This is a genomic window from Pontibacter sp. YIM B11418 (genome assembly GCF_059278805.1).
The window spans coordinates 598,236-620,523 of sequence record NZ_JCAEMH010000002.1 but is presented as its reverse complement, the minus strand read 5'-3'; the positions used below and the strand labels follow the sequence as shown (position 1 = coordinate 620,523).

Annotated in this window: 20 protein-coding genes, 1 tRNA gene and 1 other RNA gene; 10 read left to right on the top strand and 12 right to left on the bottom strand. The window is 48.5% G+C overall.

Annotation, left to right across the window (positions count from 1 at the left end):
* The first annotated feature begins 291 nt into the window (after positions 1-291).
* The 3 genes from AC4QZR_RS07140 (at position 292) to rhuM (ending at position 2,477) form a co-directional block, all read left to right on the top strand.
* Positions 292-771: a LexA family protein gene (locus tag AC4QZR_RS07140; protein WP_494480268.1), complete on the top strand. Its 480-nt coding sequence runs from the start codon at positions 292-294 to the stop codon at positions 769-771.
* Positions 768-2,045: a Y-family DNA polymerase gene (locus tag AC4QZR_RS07135; RefSeq protein WP_494480267.1), complete on the top strand. Its 1,278-nt coding sequence runs from the start codon at positions 768-770 to the stop codon at positions 2,043-2,045. The genes AC4QZR_RS07140 and AC4QZR_RS07135 overlap by 4 nt, the downstream gene beginning before the upstream one ends.
* 273 nt (positions 2,046-2,318) lie before the next feature.
* Positions 2,319-2,477 (top strand): RhuM family protein, encoded by a 159-nt coding sequence (gene rhuM, locus AC4QZR_RS07130; RefSeq protein WP_494480386.1) that lies wholly within the window; start codon positions 2,319-2,321, stop codon positions 2,475-2,477.
* A gap of 1,306 nt (positions 2,478-3,783) precedes the next feature.
* Here the strand turns inward: rhuM and AC4QZR_RS07125 are convergent.
* The 6 genes from AC4QZR_RS07125 to AC4QZR_RS07100 all read right to left on the bottom strand — a co-directional run bounded on the left by AC4QZR_RS07125 (position 3,784) and on the right by AC4QZR_RS07100 (position 9,120).
* Complete coding sequence (locus AC4QZR_RS07125) at positions 3,784-5,208, bottom strand: hypothetical protein (protein ID WP_494480266.1); 1,425 nt, start codon at positions 5,206-5,208, stop codon at positions 3,784-3,786.
* 298 nt (positions 5,209-5,506) lie between these two features.
* Positions 5,507-5,962, bottom strand: coding sequence for a helix-turn-helix domain-containing protein (locus AC4QZR_RS07120; RefSeq protein WP_494480265.1), 456 nt, complete (start codon positions 5,960-5,962; stop codon positions 5,507-5,509).
* Positions 5,963-6,399: 437 nt separating this feature from the next.
* Positions 6,400-6,708 carry a helix-turn-helix transcriptional regulator gene (locus AC4QZR_RS07115; protein WP_494480264.1) on the bottom strand — a complete coding sequence of 103 codons (309 nt, stop codon included), beginning with the start codon at positions 6,706-6,708 and terminating at the stop codon, positions 6,400-6,402.
* 118 nt (positions 6,709-6,826) lie between these two features.
* A complete protein-coding gene (locus AC4QZR_RS07110) occupies positions 6,827-7,759 on the bottom strand; it encodes a hypothetical protein (RefSeq protein WP_494480263.1) in 933 nt (310 codons plus the stop codon).
* Between the two features lie 22 nt (positions 7,760-7,781).
* A complete protein-coding gene (locus tag AC4QZR_RS07105; protein WP_494480262.1) occupies positions 7,782-8,849 on the bottom strand; it encodes a site-specific integrase in 1,068 nt (355 codons plus the stop codon).
* Positions 8,850-9,048: 199 nt separating this feature from the next.
* Positions 9,049-9,120 (bottom strand) — tRNA-Glu (locus AC4QZR_RS07100).
* Positions 9,121-9,317: 197 nt separating this feature from the next.
* Between AC4QZR_RS07100 and AC4QZR_RS07095 the strand changes: the two genes are divergently transcribed.
* The 3 genes from AC4QZR_RS07095 to AC4QZR_RS07085 all read left to right on the top strand — a co-directional run bounded on the left by AC4QZR_RS07095 (position 9,318) and on the right by AC4QZR_RS07085 (position 10,834).
* Positions 9,318-9,593, top strand: coding sequence for a hypothetical protein (locus AC4QZR_RS07095; RefSeq protein ID WP_494480261.1), 276 nt, complete (start codon positions 9,318-9,320; stop codon positions 9,591-9,593).
* A gap of 75 nt (positions 9,594-9,668) precedes the next feature.
* Positions 9,669-9,977: a hypothetical protein gene (locus tag AC4QZR_RS07090; protein WP_494480260.1), complete on the top strand. Its 309-nt coding sequence runs from the start codon at positions 9,669-9,671 to the stop codon at positions 9,975-9,977.
* A gap of 146 nt (positions 9,978-10,123) precedes the next feature.
* Entirely contained in the window at positions 10,124-10,834 is a 711-nt protein-coding gene (locus AC4QZR_RS07085; RefSeq protein WP_494480259.1) for an SIMPL domain-containing protein, read from the top strand.
* Between the two features lie 86 nt (positions 10,835-10,920).
* Here AC4QZR_RS07085 and AC4QZR_RS07080 read toward each other — a convergent pair whose 3' ends face one another.
* The 5 genes from AC4QZR_RS07080 to AC4QZR_RS07060 form a co-directional block, all read right to left on the bottom strand.
* Positions 10,921-11,919, bottom strand: a complete 999-nt coding sequence (locus AC4QZR_RS07080) for a hypothetical protein (RefSeq protein ID WP_494480258.1) — start codon at positions 11,917-11,919, stop codon at positions 10,921-10,923.
* 181 nt (positions 11,920-12,100) lie between these two features.
* Complete coding sequence (locus tag AC4QZR_RS07075; RefSeq protein WP_494480257.1) at positions 12,101-12,301, bottom strand: hypothetical protein; 201 nt, start codon at positions 12,299-12,301, stop codon at positions 12,101-12,103.
* 297 nt (positions 12,302-12,598) lie between these two features.
* An RNA gene (gene rnpB, locus AC4QZR_RS07070) (RNase P RNA component class A) lies at positions 12,599-12,990 on the bottom strand.
* A 217-nt stretch (positions 12,991-13,207) separates the two neighbouring features.
* Positions 13,208-14,167 (bottom strand): DUF2027 domain-containing protein, encoded by a 960-nt coding sequence (locus AC4QZR_RS07065; RefSeq protein WP_494480256.1) that lies wholly within the window; start codon positions 14,165-14,167, stop codon positions 13,208-13,210.
* Positions 14,168-14,281: 114 nt separating this feature from the next.
* A complete protein-coding gene (locus AC4QZR_RS07060) occupies positions 14,282-15,205 on the bottom strand; it encodes a DUF2279 domain-containing protein (RefSeq protein WP_494480255.1) in 924 nt (307 codons plus the stop codon).
* A gap of 605 nt (positions 15,206-15,810) precedes the next feature.
* Between AC4QZR_RS07060 and AC4QZR_RS07055 the strand changes: the two genes are divergently transcribed.
* Positions 15,811-19,254 (top strand): pyruvate carboxylase, encoded by a 3,444-nt coding sequence (locus AC4QZR_RS07055; RefSeq protein WP_494480254.1) that lies wholly within the window; start codon positions 15,811-15,813, stop codon positions 19,252-19,254.
* Between the two features lie 194 nt (positions 19,255-19,448).
* Here the strand turns inward: AC4QZR_RS07055 and AC4QZR_RS07050 are convergent, their stop codons facing one another.
* Positions 19,449-19,781 (bottom strand): tetratricopeptide repeat protein, encoded by a 333-nt coding sequence (locus AC4QZR_RS07050; RefSeq protein ID WP_253403519.1) that lies wholly within the window; start codon positions 19,779-19,781, stop codon positions 19,449-19,451.
* Between the two features lie 67 nt (positions 19,782-19,848).
* Between AC4QZR_RS07050 and AC4QZR_RS07045 the strand changes: the two genes are divergently transcribed.
* From AC4QZR_RS07045 to AC4QZR_RS07035, 3 genes are read left to right on the top strand one after another with little or no spacing between them, the layout of a single operon-like run.
* Positions 19,849-20,589, top strand: a complete 741-nt coding sequence (locus AC4QZR_RS07045; RefSeq protein ID WP_494480253.1) for an electron transfer flavoprotein subunit beta/FixA family protein — start codon at positions 19,849-19,851, stop codon at positions 20,587-20,589.
* Between the two features lies 1 nt (position 20,590).
* A complete protein-coding gene (locus AC4QZR_RS07040; RefSeq protein WP_188502713.1) occupies positions 20,591-21,571 on the top strand; it encodes an electron transfer flavoprotein subunit alpha/FixB family protein in 981 nt (326 codons plus the stop codon).
* A 19-nt stretch (positions 21,572-21,590) separates the two neighbouring features.
* Entirely contained in the window at positions 21,591-22,190 is a 600-nt protein-coding gene (locus AC4QZR_RS07035) for a bifunctional nuclease family protein (protein ID WP_253403524.1), read from the top strand.
* Positions 22,191-22,288: the final 98 nt, after the last annotated feature.

The window sequence follows — 22,288 nt, the reverse complement described above, 5'->3', positions numbered from 1 at the left end:
CTTTCTTCAGTCCTATAATACCCTACAAACAAACTACTTATCGTCAGCCACTCCTTTACAAAGAAACCGAAATTAGCCTTTAAAGGTAGCTTTTAGATTGTCATAAGATTCGAATGAACTGTTACTACTTAGATACAAATATCATTTATATCTGTAATAGCTATGTTTATAATTTGCTCTGTTGTGCAATATTAACTTCAGGTGTGGGAAAAGTGTGAATAAAATAAACTAAAAAAATTAGCGTATTGCCGGCTTTTATCCGTATTTGCTAAATATATTAGTTTTATATTTATGACACCTGACGGTATGTGCGAAGCTAAAGTAATCCCCCTCACCCCTGATATACTGGAGCTGCTTGATTTCGAAGTGCTGGAAGACTTGGAGCTGCCTCTGTTTGCGTCCTATGTCTCGGCCGGTTTTCCCTCACCTGCTGATGATTACCTGGAGGACCGGATTGATTTAGGCAAGTACCTGGTGCAGAACCCCACTTCCACTTTTATGATGCGGGTAAAGGGCAACTCCATGCAGGACGCCAACATTCACGACGGGGACCTGCTGGTGATTGATAAAGCGCTCAAACCGAGTGACGGCTTGCCGGTTGTCTGTTTCCTAGACGGGGACTTTACCGTGAAGACCTTCCGCAGTATCAACAACAGGGCTTTCCTTTACCCGGCTAACCCCAGCTACAAGCCCATTGAGGTAACGGAGGACATGGACATGCGCGTGTGGGGTGTGGTGGTGTGGATTCTGCACAGACCCGTGAAACTATGACCAGCCTCTTCGCCCTCTGTGACTGCAACAACTTCTACGCCTCCTGCGAGCGCGTCTTTAACCCAGCCTTGAACGGGAAGCCGGTGGTGGTGCTGAGCAACAACGACGGCTGCGTGATAGCCCGCAGCAACGAGGCCAAGGCGCTGGGCATACAAATGGGGGACCCGTTCTTCCAGATACGGAACCTGGTGGAGCACAAGCACGTGCAGGCCTTCTCCTCCAACTACGTGCTCTATGGGGACATGTCGGACCGGGTGATGCAGACGCTGTCGCAGTTTACGCCCCATGTGGAGGTGTACTCCATAGACGAGTGCTTCCTGGACCTGGGGGACTTTTATGACATCGACCTGTTCAGCTATGCCTGGAAAATCAAACGAACGGTGACGCAATGGACCGGTATCCCTATCAGCCTGGGCGTGGCTCCCACGAAGGCGCTGGCAAAGGTAGCCAACAAGCTGGCCAAGAAGTCGGTCAAGGCAAACGGGGTACTAGTGCTGACGGATCCTTACCACATCCAAAAGGCGTTGGAGGCGACAAAGGTGGAGGATGTATGGGGCATCGGCGGCCAGTATGCCAAATTCCTGAAGAAGCGAGGTGTAGTAACAGCATATGACTTCACGCAGCTTACTGAGAACTGGGTCCGGCAGCACATGACAGTGGTGGGGGTGAGGCTGCTCAGGGAGCTGCGGGGGGAGTCCTGTTTGGAGTTAGAGGAGATCGCGCCCCCCAAGAAGGGCATTTGCACCTCCAGAAGCTTCGGCACCAAACTAAGCACGCTGGAGGCAGTGCAGGAAGCCACCGCCAGCTATGCGGCCAAGTGTGCCAAAAAGCTCCGGGGGCAGAAAAGCTGCGCCCGACTGGTGACCGTCTTTGTTCAGACCAACCGCTTCTCGGAGAGTGACAGGCAGTACTACAACAGCAAGACTGTCTGCATGCCAGTGGCTACCAACTCCGATATGGAGCTGATTCACTATGCCACGTTGGCGTTGAAGGCCATCTACAGAGACGGCTACTTTTACAAGAAGAGCGGCGTCATCGTGACGGAGATCATCCCGGAGGACCGGATACAGTTCGACCTGCTGGACACGGTGGACCGGGATAAGCACAAACGCCTGATGGAGGTGATGGATGGGCTTACCGACAGGTTCGGGAGAAGCAAAGTGATGGTGGCGGCACAGGGCCTGAACAAGGAGTGGAGCTTGAAGTCAGACTACCGGTCGCCTTACTATACCACTCGGCTGGGAGAGGTGCCAATAGCTAATCTCGTCGTTTAATCATTTCTGGAACGAAGGTTTAGTATGTTGTTGAATCCTCATTTAAAGCAGAGCTTCAACCTCAACTATACCCTTTCGACTCCCGTTACGTATCGTACAAAATGTTTCAGCTATATGCTAACACACATCTTGTATGAGGTGTGTTGCCTCGGAAACATGGTATTATGCTCAAGAAGATTCATGAAATAATGTAAGGTTCCAAGCTATGCCCATAAACCATATGCCCCTGGAGTCCATCCTTCTCCTGTATACAAGCCCCAATCACCAGCTTCCATTCAGGCAACCCAGTTCTGTAGCTGGATGACTTCAGTGATCAAGCTGTTCATCGTCAATGGTTATGTCATGGATGACATGCGCCTTAAGCAGACACATCAAATAGGTAATGGTTTTTTGTTGGAGTTACTAGAGCATATGCAGGAGATACAGGATTGATGGTGGACGTTTCTGCTAATTAGCGAAGCGTATGAAGCTGGTTAGGCAGGGGTACCCTCTCCGGTAGTAACATGATAATGTGAGGCTACCATACTTAAAAGTCTATAATGGGTAACGGCTAAAGTACTAATCTAGACTTATTTTAATTTCTGTAAGCCAGCATGAAAAAATTGCTTCAGGAAACATTATGTAAGAGATGTACTGCCATAACAAGGGTTTTGATGCTTCCACTGCTACTGCTTGAGTAAGTCGCTAACTTGTCTACGTGTTCACTACAATCTTCTACGGATCGTAAACAGGTAGCATATAAGGCCATAGCGCAGCGTATAAGCCGATGACCTGTCACAGGTAGCAGGCATGTGCCGTAGGATGCACGCTGTATTAGATCTGATACATCGTGTGTCCGTGGGATGTACGCTGTAGCAGATTTAATAGAGCGTACGTAGGATGTACGATTTACCCGCGTACTACCTCTGTACCTACGACCTCCAAAAACAGGCCCCTGAGAGGCTGGAAACGGCCCTTTTTTAGGCCCTTTGTTCCAAATGGATGTGTTTTGCCCAGCGTAGGTCCTTCGGCACATGTACGACCAGGGAACAGCCACCAAGCCTTTTGCCCTTACCCGGTAAACCCCTACAAACAGCTGCCACCGCTCCCCGTCTAGCGCAATCTCCTCTTGTTCTCTCTACTCCACTCTTGTGGCAGAAGACACCAACTGCAGAATGAGAATGGCCTCTTGAGGCAGTGAGAGCCTATTTTAGCTCCTGCAGGCCTACTCATTCTAAATGCCAGGAGCAGAGAAGTTAATATGTATGTAGTCGGTGACACTTGTTTGTTCTGACGGCTGCCTTATACAGCACCACAGCCCCCACTCACCCTCTATTATCTTTCCTTTTTCTGCTTCTATTCTCCTTATGTAGTTACTTTTAGGCACCGTATTCCTTTTCAGTGGTAGGGTGCACGAACCCACCATCCCTTTTTTCTCTTCCTTTCTTCTCTCTATCCTTCTCCCTATGTAGTCACTTTTGTGCTTGGGAACAGAAGGAGGTGGTCGCATATGTGTACACGGAGGAGTGAAGTCCTGGGATAGGAGGTATGATGCAACTGATCGGTATTGGCGGTGGATCCCGACCAGTTGCAGAGCCAATATAAAAAGTAGAAGAAGAGTGATGAGACTATCTAGCCTTGAACCGTGCACGGTCTAGGGGGCTCTACTTAGTAGGGGAGAGGTCCTCGCATTGCTTATGTAGCATTACGGAAGCCGTGTCACTTACCCTATTTATATAATAGACATGTTCTGGCTTGGTTAAAAAGGGAGGTCATCATGATTGAAATCTTCTGCTATGAGGGTGGGAACAAGACCGAACCTGTCGAAGAATGCTTCCTTGATAAGGCGCATGACAACGGGCACTTTGTCAGCCGTAGTGACAAGGGCATCGTGGATTGTTGCTACGAAGAAGCCCTCGTCATGCAAGCAGGCGATGTTGCCGCACACTGTATCAATCATTATTTCGCTTTCCAACCTCATCATCTGGTGAGATAGTCTACTCACCCCGACACGCTCCTTTAGGGCTCTCAGCTCTTTATATACATTCGGGAAGGTTTCTCTGAATGTGGTAGCTATCAGATTGCTCGGTTTCTCTGCAATAGCATTTTCACTGTAAAAGACACTTGAGAATAAGGCTTTTTTAAATTCTGCACGAGCATGCTTTGTTGTACCATGCTTGGCGATCATATAGTCATAAAACTCTCTGTTGGAGGTTTTTTCTATGTAAAGCGAAACGTCTTCAGGGATTTGGTTTCCCCAGTTTAAAGCAGCATTAGCTTTCAGGTGGCATGCGAAGAGAAACGGCTGGCATTCTCCGATATCTACCAAACAGAGGTGCTCTCCACTCCTGTGATGAACGAAGGGCCGGTACTCTTTGGCTAAACCATTCAGATTAGTCGTTAACCTGCCTGTTTTTTCACATCTTCTGAATGTAATTGCCTGTACATTACCAGTCAAAGCCAGGGAAAAGCGGTGTACATTATAGAACTTATTATAGACGGATTTGCTGAACTCTAGCATAGGAAAAACCACCGGTAATGGAGAGTTGGGTATAGGGTGGTATACAAAATCTTCGAATTTCATTCTTTTAAAGCCCTTCTTAAATTGTTGCCAGCCCAAAGCTATTGCTTGTGGGTGTTGCTGAAGCGCATGATCAAAAGCCTTGCCCCAAGCTATACCTAGGTTCTGCATCTGACGGAACAAGAAATCGATGGTAGGGGATTCTTTCCTCAGGGTATCCATTCCCTGCGCTCTCACCTTAGTTATCGCTTTCCATTTTTTGAGCAAGGGCTTGTTTAGGAGCTGGTATACCTGAGGTGTCGTATTTCTGTATGTTTCAGTAAAACGGTAGCCCAGGCATTTGCCGGGCGTGGTCTCAGTGCCTATAGTATAGGTGTCATCACACTCGATTATGCCCCATGTGCGCAAGTCATTTTTTATTTTTGTCGCTTCCTTGGTTGTGAGCAGAAAACGTAGCTGTCTGCTATCTAGCCGAATAAAATCATCGATATTATATCGTTTATCGTTTGAGCCTATCTCATAGAGGATATGACAGAAGCAGGCGTACAGATGAAGCCGTTGTCTTTTCTCCTTTGTAAGAAAGTTTTGCAGATGCAAGTTACCAGGCAACAGGAGTCCTTGAGCTGGCAAGTGTTCTTTGCAGCTACTTGTTTGTCGTATCATTTTGGATAATGGAATTGAATAGCCGCAGAAAGGGCATCTAGCTGCAGGGCAGATATGTTTCGGTTCGCTGCTAATTTGATTAAGATGATTATCTTAATATGTTTATAAACCGAGGAAACACGTGTTGCTGATTGGTTTAAGGGGATAGTCTTAACCTATATGTAGAAGAGAGGGCTCCAACATGCTTTATAAATTATACATGAGATGGCAGAGTCTTCAACAGCATGCCACCCTCTGAATCATACTTAGAAATAGTATTTAAATGCAGAGCCTAACCAGTATTAAGCTCTGCATTGTATTAAATCATCCTTCCTACTAAAAAGTAAATATTGTTGTTAAATTGAATTGGAGCTATCTCGCCAGCTTTTATCCATTCAAGTATAGTAGCCTCTGAAACTTGAAAGGCAGCAGCTGTTTCATGCAGGGGTAACAGTTCTTGTTGAATTTCATCATTTGCTTGAGGTGGAGATGCGTTTTCTAAGGCCTTTTTGAAAGCTGCCAAGGGCAGAGAGAGGTCGGATAAAACTCCTCTTATAGCATGTTCTGGAAGTTCTAAATTGGTCATAACTTCACAGAAGATTTTATTGACTAGTTTTGCCATCTCCTCCGAAATTAAATAACTTAACTCTACACTCTGACCAATGGGAAAGGCGTGGTGCCTTTGCAAAGCGGTGATTACACTTGGAGAAACAGAAAATATTTCTTCTTTGGGGACTCTAGTTTCTGTTAGCTTTCTTGGTTGATGCTTTTTCATTTGATATAAATTGATACTTTCTATAGGGTAATCATTAATAATAAGACATTGCTATGTCCTGTGTTTTGGGATGGTGTTTTTAGTACGAGCCGTGTCTGTTTAACTTGTATCTGGAGGAGATGTGTACTCGCTTAGACGTCACGATGGTATTATCATGCATTGCCCAACCAGCCTGCAATAGCTCATCTTTTCAGCAGTTCCATTTGGCACCTTTATAAGCTTAACCCATGAAATGCAGCAGATATCGCTGGGATTGCACGTGGTAGGGCTATTTTTTACAGGGAAAAAGGGATAAGTAGAGCGGGCAACTACCCGTCCGCTGTACCTACTTGCAGTTATGGTAGTTGGGACAAAAACAGTAAAGGAGCATGGCAACCCTATTGTATTGCACTTAGATTCCCTGCCTTCCTGCCAAAGCAGCAACGAGATAATTGCCGTTACCATCCGCGTACTCTGTTGAGCGTCACGTGCGTGGCAGCATCCGCCTCGATGGAAGCCATTGTTCGCACCGGATTGCGCAGCATCCAAGCTTCCAACTCATATCTATCGAAACTGATCATCTTACCCTCAGGTTTGCTGTGCGGAATAGACCTGGAGGCGGTAAGCTTGTAGAGGTTAGATAACGAACGGCCAGTGTATATGACGGCTTCGTCTAACGTGAGCACCCTCTTTTGGCTAAGGTATGATTGGGTGATAAGCGCCTCGATGTTGGCCAGGCGCTGTGTAAGGAGTAATAGTTCTTTCATTTTCAACTTCACATAAATCTTTATGCTGCAAAGCTGTGAAAGAAAATGTCAACTTGTAGTTTACCGTTTTAAGGGAAAGAGATGGTCAAGGTAAAGGTAAATAGGTAAAGGAAAGCACTTATAAACCTTTTGATAATTTGATTATCAGCTTATTAAGTGGGCCAGTGAGTGAATCTAATCCAACAGCACTATTAGTTGTTTTCAAGCTTTTATAACTAAAATTATCACCTTTTTTTGGTTTAAAAAGGCTACAAATCAGCTTCAGGGGTAGTTCTTCACAAGTTTCTAGAAATTTCTTATTACATAGAAATTTTATGAAAATAATCAATTCCCTGACCCCTCCGAACCAGGTTATTGGTCCTTCACATAGCCCCATTCCAAAAATACTTGCAAAAACCTCAAATTTACATCTCACCTGTTTACCCACCATATTATGGTACAAAACCCAGAGTTGGGCTTCAGTACCTAACCAATAGAGCGTCTCCTGTTCTTTTTTATGTTGTTTAGGGGATGTAAACTGAAAAGCTATTCCATCACTGAGTTGTTTGCCAACCTGATCAATTTCTCGGGCTCTATGAGCGCAGTAGCAGTAAATGTCATCATCACTAACACCTATATATAAGGATGGTGGAAGTTCCATTTTACCTTTGATTTTATAAGGGGCTATTTTGCTATAACATGGCTTTACCGTCCAATATATCTTTGGCTTTATTTCTCTCATGAGGGGTTCATACCTATGTACCATATACCAAACTACAAATCCTTCCAATTGTGGTGTGATACAAAATTTCTTTTCAAGGTCTCTTTGCAACTCTGCTCTTTTTTCTTCGAAAGAGGGCTTTATTTTATTATAAATTTTAAAAGCAAATGAATCTATAAACGCTCGCGGATCCTGGCCTCTTTCGACAAACATAAATTTTAGCATATCAAAGTACCTTTCATTTTCAAGTACCATATTAGCTGGGTTTATTTCCTGATAAGGAATTTCAGGTAGATTCTCATCATAAGGACCTGTGTAATATGAAACAAAGTGTGCTTTTCTTTTTTCCATAAGGGCAATCGTTTATAATTATTTATCCATCCAATTGAAATGTTAGTTCGGGCAAACTGTTCACAGCTTGCTCCGTTAGGGCCTTTACGACACGCACATACTTCTGTGTTTCAACCAAAGATGAGTGTCCCATCAGGGAGGATACAGTATTGACATCGTTTTTGTAAATAATAAGGTTGGTGGCAAACGAGTGCCTGGCCACATGGAAGGTGATGTGTTTTTGCACTGCTGCTCTTTTGGCCCAGCTTTTAAGCGATTTAGAAATTCCTGTATGGGAGGGAAGGGTGAAGATTTTCTCCTCTTCGCCTTGAGCCTGGCCCAGTAGCTTCTGTGCAGAGGCATTCAGCAGCATGATCACCGGCTTCCCGGTCTTAGCCTGCGTTACTTTCAGGATGGTGTCGTTGATGTTGCCCCAGGTGAGCTCTTTGATGTCACAGTAGCGCAGACCCGTGTTGCAGGCAAAGAGAAAGGCACGCTTTACTTCGGTGTTACCGCAGGCGGCAGTTGCTAACTTCTGGATCTCCTGCACTGAGAGGATGTCTTTTTTGACGCTGATACCTCTTCTGTTGAGCACGTCTGCCGCAGGATTAGTAGTCATAACTTTCTCCCGAACGGCTTGGCGGAGCATCTTCTTATACTTGGAAAAGTAGTTGACCGGCGTCTCACCATTAAGTTTCTGGCAGAGATACTCCTTAAAGTCAATGCAGAGCTGTTCTGTCAAATCAGCTGGCTTGATGTAGTTTTTGCCTACAAAGGCCTTAAAGTACTGCAACGAGGCAGTAGCCAGGCGCTTGTCCTTCTTGGGGTAGTTGGCTACGAACTGCTCGTAGTATGAGAGGAAGTTAATGCTCTTCTGAAGCACAGTTTCAAAGCCATGCTCGGAACTGTTGATTTGTAGCTCACGCTTGGAGCGGATGCTTTCCGCTAGCTTGGTGATGTCTTTGTTGTGTTGCTTCTCGGATTCGTCTTTTGGCCGCTTGTAGGTGTAGAGCTTGAGGAACTCGTACTTTCTTTCACCTTCAGAGTAGTAATCCAGGTAGAGGCTGATCTTGCCGTTGGCCAGCACTTTTTTTCGTAATGTTACGCTCATTTGTCTTTGTTAGAAGGGTTGATTTTCCTTTAAAACTTCCGTTGATTGGAAGCAAAGTACAAAGAAACGGGTAACAACCGAGTAACAGAAACAACGCAAACAAGGGCAAAGAAGAGAAAGGGAAAAGATGAAAATGTGCGAAAACAAGAAAGGAAGGCCATTTTAGCCTTCCTTTCATTTCCCTTGTTTGCGGGTTTTGTAGTCCGTAGGGGAATCGAACCCCTGTTGCCAGAATGAAAATCTGGAGTCCTAACCCCTAGACGAACGGACCGTGCTACTGTATTGCGGGTGCAAATATACAAGCCTATTTTTAGGAAGCAAAATTATTTTTAAAAAATGGACCACACCGCTTCGCCTATACCTGAGAGGCGCTTTCGTGAGGCTGAAGCGAATGCCCAAGCTAATCGTTTTTGTAAACTTCGTCTTATCTTGTGCCGTTATACCTTCATCCGTTAAAATTTAAATACTATGTCAAAAAGAGCATTCTATACTGGCGTAACGCCAGAAGCATACAACGAACTGAAAAGCAAACTGCAGACCTATGGCATGAATTTGCAGGGCAACAGTGGCCGCATAGACGAGAAAGGCGTCAACGCTAATTTCAATTACGATCCTGACACGAAGTCGCTCGAGATCAGTGACCTTTCGGTAGGTTTCCCGGCAAGCATGATGATAAACTCCGACAGTCTGATGCAGCGCATGAACGAGATGATTACGAAGTACGGAGGCCGTGCTGAGGGTTAGGCCATATCCTGACGCAGATAATGCCGTATAAGAAAACCACTTAAACGTAATACCTAAACGAAACCGAAAATAACTATGGAAAACGATAACAAGAGCAACCAGAATGCCGACAAAAACAAACAAAGCCAGGGCAAGAAGGAACAAAGCGCTCTCAGACTCATGCAGCCACACGACATGTCTAAAACGGTAGAGTCGGCGATGCACGTGTTTCAGGGTAAGCACGACAAACTGCCTGAACTATTACACGATGTAGGTAAACTGGTGTTGCAGGGCGCCCGCCGTATGAGCACGACACAGCTTATCCTGACAGCAGGTGCTGTAACACTCGGTGCTGTGCTGGTTGCCAAGTACGTGGCTGACCAGGATTTCGACTTCGAAGCTTAATAGCCGTTTACAACTAAACAGAACCCTTCACCCACTTGTGAAGGGTTTTTTTGTGCCAACTCATTTCTGGTACGGCCTTTGTAATTGGAGGCTATATAGCATGATGCTATATTTACTACCACGTTTCTAACCTTTTAATTAAAATTATGAAAAAAGTATCCTTTGTCGCTCTTATGTTTTTGCTGGTAGCTGTGTTTCCGGCAGTGGCCCAGCAGCAGATCATGCCTCCGCTTATCAGTGTGAACGGAATAGGGGAGGTGAAGCTTGAGCCAAATGAAGTCGTGATTACCCTGGGAGTGGAAACTCGCGAGAAGACCCTGGATCAGGCCCGTAAGCAAACCGATAAGCAAGCGGCCGCCATTATCGCGTATTTGCGCAAGCAGGGCGTGGATGCCAAAGATATCCAGACCTCTTTCGTAAACCTGCAGCCTATTTACGCTGGTACAGAATTTGGAAAAGCGCAGCCCGAGTTTTATCTGGCTCAGAAAACCATGACCATCGTGATCAAAAAGATCAACAAGTTCGACGAACTGCTGTCCGGTTTGTATGACAATGGTGTAAACCGCATCGATAACATTTACTTCAGAGTTTCTGACCTCGAAAAGCACCGTGCTGAGGCACGCAAAAAAGCGGTGGCCGATGCCAAGCAAAAAGCCAATGCCCTGACAGCGGAGTTAGGAGCTAAAGTCGGTAAAGTGTACTCTATTAGTGAGCATACCTCCAACGGCTCGCCACGGAACGGTTATGGGAAAATGTCGATGGACATGGAAATGGCACAAGGCGGAGGACCATCCATTGCTGGCGGCGAAGTGATTGTGACATCTAATGTAAGCGTAAGCTTTGTGATCGAGCAATAGTCTGTACAGGTATACAGCATCAAAAAGGGCTCCCTGGCATTAGCCAGGGAGCCCTTCTTATTTGGTGTCAGGTATAACAAAAGTGCTTAACTCAGGTTTTGAAAGCGCTCCATTGGTCTGAAGTTGTTCTGGTCATCCAGCAGAAAACTTATTGGATTTTTGGGATCAGCCAGAATCTCTTTCTCTCGGATATCCCAGGGCTTAAGCATTTCCTCCAGCATGTGCGCATAAGCAGTCATCTCCCAGGGATTAAAAACCTCGTTTGTCACATCGTCTATAATAGTGTCGAGTGTGATGTGCGTGTCTCCCGGCTTGAGCGGTCGCTCGAAATACTCAGGAATCACATTAAAAATATAGGCTGCATAGAACATCCGCGCTTTAAACTCCGCTACCTGAATCGGGTGCAGTTGCTGTCCCTGTGTGAGGCGATAAAGTTTGCCGAGGGCTTTGCCAATAATGCGGTTGTCGAGGAGCGTGCAAACGAGCACAACCGGGCCCAATTTGATACTGAAGGCCATAGTGGTCAGTTCATCCTGATACTCAAAGGGCAACTCGTCCTCGGCAGGGCTCACCTCCAGTATAAACAACGAGCAGGGCAGGAAATCAGTGAATTCCATGGGCACGCGCATCGACTGCAGCACCTTGAAAAATTCGCGGAACTTGCCCAGCATTTTCGGGTTTTCGCTCACCGGGTTCTGCGGCATGATCAGCGGGTCGGCTTCTTTGATCAGCTCGGTGATCAGCGTGCCATAATACATCTTGCCGATCCACTGGAAAAGCTTTTTGGAATCCAGCGCCTGCAGTCCGGCTATACCTTGCTCACTGGCCGCAGCTATTTCCTCTTCCAGCGGGATGACGTGCTGAGTATGGCAATGATCACAGCAGGGGATGGTGAGCTCCCCATAGGTCGTGATACTTTTATCGAGCAGAAGCAGTTCCTTGTCGCGTAGCTTATACCTGTCCTGCAGCCACGTCGCAAATACAGGCGTTCGGTTATCGGGCTCGGTATGTGCCCCGCATAGGAAGCAGTGCTTGTCGCTGAACTGCATATTGGGGAACGGATCGTATAGTTTCAACTCAGTCATGATCTTGTCGTTTGGAGGTGCAAAGATACGAAGAAGAGCTTGTCAGAATCAGGATTTTGGGGATTAAAGGATCGACAGGATTCTCGTGCACGATTAGCCTGCCCCTCCCTTTGTCGAGGGTACCTACCCCCAGAGGAAAATTTTCTGTTGTTACTTTACAGGTATAGCTTCGTTGTTTCTATTACAGATCATGCTCTGGTATACCGAGTCCAACCACCCCTAACCCCTCCTTGTCTAAGGCGGGGAATCTGTTGCTGCCAATTCTTGGGTATAGGTGTCGTAACTGCAGTTTCATGTGCACGATTGTCATCCCCCTGCTCCCTTCAAGGGGGGACCTTCTGCCATTGCCAGTCTCAGGTATAAGCGCTGTAGTTTCTGTCACGGATCACTGGCAGGTATAGCAAGAGTTACTTGCACCGAAGCGACATAGGTATAGCATCAGCCCAGTGCACCTTTCGGCGCTCCACTGTCTGAGCGTTCAGCGAGTTTGGGGAGTCTTGACTTTTTTGCTTACTGGGGGTAGGGGCCCTCGATTTTTGTGTCAAGACAAAAAGTGAGGGCCCGCCGCACAGGCTAACCTATACAACAATACCGGATAATATACTAAATAGCAGTTGCAGCGCTAGTAGGGAAGGAGAAAAGTGATTAAAAATTAATCTAAGAGAAGTGTGAAAGAAAATTTAACAGCAAGCCTGTAAGCCGGGTTCTGTCGTCAGGCCAAAGCCCAACGTCTTATCATTTATCTAGGCCTGCACTCGCGCGCAGGCTCCATCGACCTACCCACTGACATCGGACGAGCAGCCCTTAGCTCCGCCGAAGCGAGGCGCTGTCAGCCTATTTGGTCTTTCAACTCCTAAGGTTTACCCAGCCGGACTGGTCACCCAGCCGCTGGTGCGCTCTTACCGCACCTTTTCACCCTTACCAGCACAAGGCTGGCGGTTATTTTCTGTGGCACTGGCTGTAACCTTCCCGTCTCCCGGAAGGCCCCTTCCCGTTAAGAAGTAAGATGCTCTGTGTTGCCCGGACTTTCCTCTCCTCCCTTGTGGGAGCAGCGATAAGACGGCTTGCTGTTAAGCTTTCTATACCTGCAAAGGTATAATTAATTGTTGATGGTTAAATTGTTAAATTGTTGGAATGTTGGATTGGTTCCAATCTGCGAGAAGCTATATGATTCCTAGTTAACACCTCATTAAGCCAAGACTTTCGCAGGAGGTGAAAAGAACAAACAACAATTTAACCATCAACAATTTAACAATTCACTAACTCACTAAATCACTCATTCACTCAATTATCTAAGTCTCACCAACGTCGCGCCATACCCAAACTTCTCTTTCTTAGCGTCTTCAAAAAAGCGGATGCCTGGCGTTCGGCTCAGGATTTTCTGGATTTCCTTGCGGAGCACGCCGTTGCCTGAACCATGAATAAAGATGATCTCGTGCATATTGGCAGCCATGGCGCGGTCCAGCGCGTCCTGGAATTGCTCCAGTTGCAGCTTTAGCATGGCGCTGTTGCTCATACCTGTATGGTCTTCGACCAGCTTTTCAATATGCAGGTCTACTTCGTGCTCGGGCGCCTGTACTTTTATATTCTCTTGTGCTGCGGGCTTTTCGGAAAGCTGCTCTTTTATCTTGTCGGTGTCTACAACCACCGGTTTGGTGTCGAGTTGGAAGAGATAGGCTTCTTTGTTGAGCACCGGAGCGGTTTTCTTGCTCTTGTAAAAGGAATTGGCGCGGAACTGTACCTTCTTGGTTACTGGCTCAAACAGACCCGGAGCGCCGTTGCGGTGCTGCAGGAACTGTACTATCAGTGTCGGCCATTTCTCAAAGTCCTTCATATGGTAATGAGTTACGACGCGGCTGGCTTTTGGAGCCAGCTTGTCGTTCTGTAGTCCACGGTACTGGTTGTTGCGCTCTTCGCCGGAGGTAAAAAGCACATCGTAGTCGGTATTGTTCACAACCGTGGCAGCCAGCAGTTCTTCAGACTGGTGCACCATGGCCAGGTAAATGCCTTTCTCAGCCAGCACAGGCGCCGGTGGCTCTTTGCGGGCCGACGGTTTTGAATAGGCCTCCGGCTCTGTATTTCGGAAGGCTTTGGCTTCCTCCGGCGCGATCAACACGATCTCCCGACGAGAAACAGGTATAATGAAGTCGTTGTCGATGGCGACTTCTACAATGTTATTGTCCATTATGCGGGTAATGATGCCTTCTTCACGGCCTGACATCAGGCGCACGCGATCTCCTACGTTCATAGTCTTATGTGTTTTATGCCAAGGTATGAGCTGTTGCTGGCTATACTTTGGTGTGTAAGTACAAATTGATTTTACACAAAGATACGATTTGTGCGGCGGAATAAACGACCTGATTTAGAAGTATACCGGATGGAAACGCAGGCCGTCTGTGCGGTTGTACTCCAGCGCCGGAGCCGGGATTTTGATGATGCTGAGTACGTATAGCGTGGTGTTGAGGACTTTGCTGCGACCTTTGAAGTGCATCAGGTTAAGGTCGGGACTAAGATAAAACTGCCGACGTGCATTAAACCCGCGGGCCTTATTCAGCTCAGGGTCGTTGTATACCATACCCTCCGCGCCGTAGCCTACAGCTATACTTAGCCACTTGGGGTATTTGCTTTCCTCCTTCAGAAAATCTCCCACATTCACAGAGAGCCAATAGGTCTGCCCGTTGTAGTCCTTGAGCGCTTGCTCAGCTAAGGTATGGCCCAATACATTTGGTCGTTCTGCAGCATAGCGGGTGGTCTGGAAGGAGAACTTAGGCATGATGCGAACCTCCCGCCAGGCCAGTTCCTGTGCCACCACCGCAGCCGAGCCGACCGTGTTGGCAATCGCGTCACCAACCGAGGCGCCATAGTCCGCCTGAAATCCGTCGAAGATCTCGATGGGTGTTTGCAGAATGATGCCGGTCAGGCCGCCGTACAGGATGGCTTTTTTATCGGGTACACCCGCCCAGCGCATTAGGTCTATACCTGCGCGACTCTCGTGGAAGGCGCCCCAGAAGTGACCGGCTTTGTCCATTTGCTTCCATTGCCGGTTATCGTTAAAGAAGTGGAAGTTCGTTCGCTCCTGATCTTTGTACCACGCTTTGTTCAGGGATACCAACATGGCCGTATAACCCACCGCAAAGCCGGTGCCAAGGAGCAGCGGCCTTTCTTTGTTCACAGCAGTGGCCGTAGAGTCAGATGCGGCGGCTATACCCTGCAAGGGTTGGAGCAGGAGCAGCACCCAAAGCCAGAAAAGAAGCAGGTAGCGGTACATCAGGCCAAAGATACACATAGCTTGCACAAAACACCCGCTGCCTGACCCTGGCTTTGAAGTTTAGTGTGATTATCATCTTGCTTTAATTCGGCTTTAAACGTAACGCCACACCGTCGTCATGCTGGAGTACCCCAGCAGGTATACTGGTTAAAAGTGAGCCGGAACACCTGAGCACTTTCTTGCTTCAGTTTTACGAGCCGAGCTACCTCAGACATCAAATTATAAAGCGTAAGCAGTTTTTTGTTGAGAATATAAAGGTCAGTTTGTTTTTCAGTTTGGTAGCGTAGCTGCTTAGGAAGTGGCGCTATTTTTTAGCTACACCTGATTTGTGGGGAGATAATATGCTAATTTTTATATATATCCGTGATTTACAATATATTGCAAAGATTACAGCTCATCAGGTATAGCGAAGGGTGTTTACCCATCGAATTTACAATATAACCTTATCTGGAAAAAGCCTGTATTAAGGGATGTTTTCAGAACGGCAGACTACTCCATTTCCCGTCTGTCCTTGTCTATACCTTATATTATAGTGTTGCTTATACCTATGGCGCATTGGTTTTCCCCTTTTCGCCCTTTATCCATAAAAATATAGTGCAGCTATACCTTACATCTCACCTTATATGAAAATCAAAAAAGTACTTGTTGCTAACCGCGGCGAAATTGCCATTCGTGTGCTCAGGGCTTGTACGGAGCTCAATATCCAGACGGTGGCCATCTATACCTACGAAGACCGCTACTCCCTGCACCGCTACAAAGCCGACGAGGCCTACCAGATCGGCAAAGACAACCAGCCGCTGCAGCCCTACCTCGACATCGACGGCATCATCAAGATCGCTAAAGACAACGGCGTAGACGCCATCCACCCGGGCTACGGTTTCCTGTCCGAGAACCAGCATTTCTCCCGCAGGTGCGCCGAGAACGGTATCATCTTCATTGGTCCGCGGCCGGAGGTAATGGGGTCTTTAGGGGATAAAGTATCGGCCAAAAAAGTGGCGGTAAGCTGCGAAGTGCCCATCATCCAGAGCAGCGACCTCGACCTGAACACCTATGAAACAGCACGGGAAGAGGCGCACCGCATTGGCTATCCGCTGATGCTCAAGGCTGCCGCAGGTGGTGGAGGGCGCGGCATGCGCGTGATCCGGGATGATGAGCAGCTGGAGAAGGGCTTTTTCGAAGCCAAGAACGAGGCACTGAAAGCTTTTGGTGACGATACGCTCTTCCTGGAGAAGTACGTCGAAAATCCGAAGCACATTGAGGTGCAGATCGTAGCCGACAACTATGGCAACATCACGCACCTGTTTGAGCGCGACTGCTCTGTGCAGCGCCGTTTCCAAAAGGTGGTGGAGGTGGCACCGGCCATCAGCCTGAACGAAGAGACACGCCAACAGCTCTACGACTACTCCATCCGCATCTGCAAGGCTGTGAATTACAACAACGTGGGCACGGTAGAGTTTCTGGTGGAGCCGCACAACAATAACATCTACTTCATCGAGGTGAACCCACGCATTCAGGTGGAGCACACGGTGACGGAGATGATCACAGGTATAGACCTGATCAAAACCCAGATCTTCATCGCCGACGGCTATACCCTGGACCACGAAGAAGTGCTTCTCGGCCCGCAGCATACGGTGCGGGCAAACGGCGTGGCCATCCAGTGCCGCATTACCACCGAAGACCCGGAGAACGATTTCAAGCCGGACTACGGCACCATCATCGCCTACCGCAGCGCCGGTGGTTTCGGCATTCGTCTCGACCAAGGCAGCGTGTACCAAGGCGCCAAGATCAGCCCGTTCTTCGACTCGCTGTTGGTGAAGGTGTCGGCGCAGGCCCCAACCTTGCGCCATGCCGCCATGAAGATGTCGCGCACGCTGGACGAGTTCCGTATCCGGGGGGTGAAGCAGAACATCCAGTTCTTGCAGAACATCATCACGCACCCAACCTTCATCTCAGGCGACGCCACGGTAGATTTTGTAAAGAATCATTCGGAACTGTTCGTCTTTAAAAAGAGCAAAGACCGGGCAACAAAGCTCATCAGCTTCCTGGCCGATGTGATCGTGAACGGCAACCCCGACGTGAAGAAGCCGGACCCGAACAAGGTGCTCACAAAACCGGATTTCACAGGCTTCAATCTGAACAAAACCTACGAGCCGGGCACCAAGGATTTGCTCACGCAGCTGGGTCCGGAGGAATTCTCGAAGTGGCTGCGCAACGAGAAGCAGATTCACTATACTGATACTACCTTCCGCGATGCGCATCAATCGCTACTGGCGACGCGCATGCGCTCTTTTGACATGCTCAAGATAGCCGAGGCCTACGCCAAAGATCACCCACAGACCTTCAGCATGGAGGTATGGGGCGGCGCGACCTTCGACGTCTGCCTGCGCTTCCTGCACGAGGACCCGTGGCGCCGACTGGCCGAACTACGCGAGGCTATACCTAATATTTTGCTGCAGATGCTCATCCGTGGTTCGAACGGGGTAGGGTATAAGGCCTATCCGGATAACCTGATCGAGTCGTTTGTGGAGAAATCGTGGGAGACGGGCGTGGATGTTTTCCGGATCTTCGACTCGCTCAACTGGATGAAGAGTATGGAGCCCTGCATCAACTTTGTACGCAAACGCACGGGTGGTCTGGCCGAAGGCGCTATCTGCTATACCGGCGACATCCTCAACCCAAGCAAGACCAAGTATACCTTAGAATATTATCTGCAACTGGGCAAACAACTCGAAGTTGCCGGGGCGCACATTCTGGCTATCAAAGACATGGCCGGCCTGCTCAAACCTTACGCCGCGCAGGTGCTAGTAGAGGCGCTCCGCGATACCGTGAAGCTGCCGATCCACCTGCACACGCACGACACCTCCGGTGTACAGTCTGCCACCTACCTCAAAGCCATCGAGGCAGGGGTAGACGTGGTGGACGTGGCCTTGGGTTCGATGTCTGGGCTAACCTCGCAGCCGAACTTTAACAGTATGGTGGAGGCCATGCGTTTCCAGGAGCGGCACCGCGAGTTTGACCAGAAGAGCCTCAACCGCCACTCCAACTACTGGGAGACGGTGCGCGAATACTATTATCCGTTTGAGTCGGGTTTGAAAGCGGGCACAGCGGAGGTATACCACCACGAAATTCCAGGCGGACAGTACTCCAACCTGCGTCCGCAGGCCAATGCGCTTGGTCTGGGTGATAAGTGGGAGTTGATCAAAGATACTTTTGCCGATGTAAACCAGCTGTTCGGCGACCTGGTGAAGGTAACCCCAAGCTCCAAAGTAGTAGGCGACATGGCGCTATACCTGGTGTCCAATGGATTAACGACAGTAGATGTGCTGGAGCGTGGCGACCAGATATCTTTCCCGGAGTCGGTGCAGTCGCTGTTCCGCGGTGATCTGGGCCAACCGGTGGGCGGCTTTCCGAAAAAGCTGCAGTCCATCGTGCTCAAAGACGAGCAGCCTTACGATAACCGACCAAACGAGCACATGGAGCCGATAGACCTGGAAGGGGAGTTTAAGAAATTCCAGGAGAAGTTCGGCGAAAACACGAAGTACACCGATTTCCTCTCGCACCAGCTCTACCCCAAGGTATACGAGGACTTCCACAAGCACTTAGAGCAGTACGGCAACGTTTCCAAAATCCCGACGCGCCTGTTCTTCTATGGCATGCAGCAGGGCGAGGAGGCCATCATCGACATTGCCCGCGGCAAGTCCATTGTGATTAAATACCAGTCGCTGGGTCACGTGGATGAGGACGGTATGCGCACTGTATTCTTCAAGCTCAACGGCCAGACGCGAAACATAGAAGTGCGTGATAAGTCGGTAAAAGTAGAGCGGGTGCAGCACCAGAAAGTAGACAAAGGCAATCCGAAGCACATCGGGGCGCCACTACAAGGGCTGCTCTCTAAGATACTGGTGGAGAAAGATCAGGAGGTGAAAAAAAACACGCCGCTATTCGTGATTGAGGCCATGAAGATGGAAACGACCATCACTGCTTCAGAGGCGACCAAAATCGCCGACCTGCACTTGGCGGAGGGCTCGCTGGTGAACACCGACGATCTGGTTGTGAGTTTATCGTAGTCACTTGAAGGTATAAAAAAGAAAAGCCACCAAACCTGCAAAGGAGGTGGCTTTTCTTTTTACTATCTTAAACCTTCGGGAGCTATATCAAGTACGCTACAAGAGTCAAAAGAAAAACATTTCGCGGAAAAGAAGGTTTTATACTTGCAGATATGCTGCATGCATACTATTTTTGATTCATAGCGCAAAAGGTGCTATTCGTCTTCGTAGTCAAGGCCTGCAAACTTGTTATAAGCCTGTTGCAACTCGGCAAATGCGTGCATGTTGCCTTCCTGACGGCTGATCAGCATCCCTTTTTTGTAGGTCTGCTCGGCTTTTTCAGACTGCCCAAATTCGGCGTATAAGCTGGCCGCATGGTAGTAAGTGCCTACGTAGCGCTCGTGCTCAGACAGAAGTTTCTCGTAAAACTCCATCGCTTTTTGCGGATCGGATCCACGCAATTCTGTCGCTATCGCATAGATCGTAAATGGATCGTTTGGATCTTCTTCGTAGAATTTGAAGAGCTGTTCTAATCTATTTTGAGACATTTCTATTTGGCTATATTTTAACTAACTTCGCACAAATCTAATTTTAAATAAGCTAACATTTCTAATCATGAAAATATTAGTTTGCATCAGTAACGTTCCGGATACCACATCCAAAATCAACTTTACTGGAGATAACAAAGAGTTCGACAAAAACGGGGTGCAGTTCGTCATCAACCCTTGGGATGAATACGCACTAACCCGCGCCATTGAGCTGAAAGAGGCCAAAGGCGGCAGCGTAACCGTGCTGAACGTGGGCGAAGCCGACGCTGAGCCGAACATCCGCAAGGCACTGGCCATTGGCGCCGACGACGCTATTCGCGTGAACGCACACCCGAAAGACGCTTTCTTCGTGGCGCAGCAGATCACTGCCATCGCCAAAGAAGGCGGTTACGATATGATTTTGATGGGCAAGGAGTCCATCGACTACAACGGCTTCCAGGTGCACAACATGGTAGGCGAAATGATGGGTATACCATCTGTAACGCCAGCCTTCAAGCTGGACATGGTAGACGACAGCACGGCCCGTCTGGAGCGTGAGATCGAAGGCGGCAAGGAAGTGGTGGAAGTGAAGCTGCCATTCGTGGCCAGCGCCCAGCAGCCGATGTGCGAGCCCCGCATCCCGAACATGCGCGGTATCATGACGGCCCGTACCAAGCCATTGAAAGTAGTGGAGCCTGCAGGCGCTGAGGCCAAGTCGGAGTACGTGAATTACAGCAAACCTGAGAAAAAGAGCGGCGTGAAAATGATTGACGCAGAAAACGCCGGCGAAGTGATTAAACTATTGAGAAACGAAGCTAAAGTACTGTAATATGTCTGTATTAGTATTTGTAGAAGGTCTTAACGGAGAGATCAAAAAGTCCTCCCTGGAGGCAGCGACCTATGGCAGCCAGGTGGCGCAGGCCATGGGTACCTCCGCAACAGCTGTAGCCATCGGCGACGTAAACGAAGACGCACTGGCCAGATTGGGCGAGCAGGGCATCAGTAAGGTATTGTACGATGCCGATGACCGCTTGAAGCAATTCGTGGCTGACGCTTACGTGAAAGTGATTGCCAAAGCGGCTCAGCAGGAAAACGCCAAAGTACTGGTGTTCTCCAACTCCAACATCGGTGCTGCGGTAGGATCCAAACTGGCCGTACGCCTGAACGGTTCACTGGCTACCAACGTAACCGAACTGCCTAAAATGGACGGTGGCAACTTCATCGTGACACGCGGTGTGTTCTCCGGCAAAGCCTTTGCTGACGTGAACCTGACCTCCGATGTAAAGATCATTGCCGTAAAGAAAAACAGCACCGACATCACAAGCAACGCAGGCAACACGGCTACGGTAGAGAAGCTTTCCGCTGACTTGACTGACGCTGAGTTTGCAGCTGCTCCTAAGGAGACCGTGATGCAGGATACTTCTGGTGGCGTGCTGCTGCAGGAGGCGGAGATCGTGGTGTCTGGTGGCCGCGGTATGAAGGGACCTGAGAATTGGCACCTGATCGAGGAACTTGCCAAAGAACTAGGTGCGGCAACCGCCTGTTCTAAGCCTGTGTCTGACATTGGCTGGCGCCCGCACCATGAGCACGTTGGTCAGACAGGTATCACCGTAAGCCCTAACCTGTACATCGCGGCTGGCATCTCTGGTGCCATTCAGCACCTGGCAGGGGTTAACTCTTCTAAAGTGATTGTCGTTATTAATAAGGATCCGGAAGCGCCGTTCTTCAAAGCCGCTGATTATGGCATAGTTGGCGATGCGCTTGAGGTGCTTCCTAAACTGATAGAAGCTGCTAAAGCTTTAGACAAATAGACTTAAGAAGAGCTTAATTGTGAAAAAAATACAGCTAGAGATACTCGGGCTCTCCTCCAGCCAATCGCAGACGGGATCGTTTGCACTGGTACTGGGCGAGCGTGATGGAAACCGCAGGCTACCGATCATCATCGGTATGTTCGAGGCGCAGTCCATTGCCATACAGATAGAAAAAATAAACCCCAACCGTCCGCTCACGCACGATCTGTTCAAGACCTTTGCCGAGCAGATGAGCGTGAACATCACCGAGATCCTGATCTCTGACCTGAAGGAGGGCGTGTTCTATTCCAAGATCATGTGCACCGACGGCGAGAAGGAATTCGAGCTGGATGCGCGCCCGTCCGATGCCATTGCCATCGGCCTGCGTTTCGGGGTGCCTATCTACACGGTGGAAAGTGTGCTGTCGGAAGCTGGCATTATTTTGAGTGACCTGGAAGAAGAGGAGGACGAGAACGAAGAAATGGCTGTGAAAAGCACTTCTTCAGCGTCTTCAAGTACGAAGGAACCACTCAACCAGACATCGGTGGATGACTTGAACAAAATGCTCAATGAGGCCCTTGAAAAAGAGGACTATGAGCGTGCCGCCAAGATCCGCGACGAGTTGAACAAGCGAAACTAGCATAACATACGCTATACTTTAAAAGTCCTTCCCCTAATCGGGGTGGGACTTTTTGTTTTAAAAGATATTCGCCTTACTTTTGGCCAAATTTTTTCAGC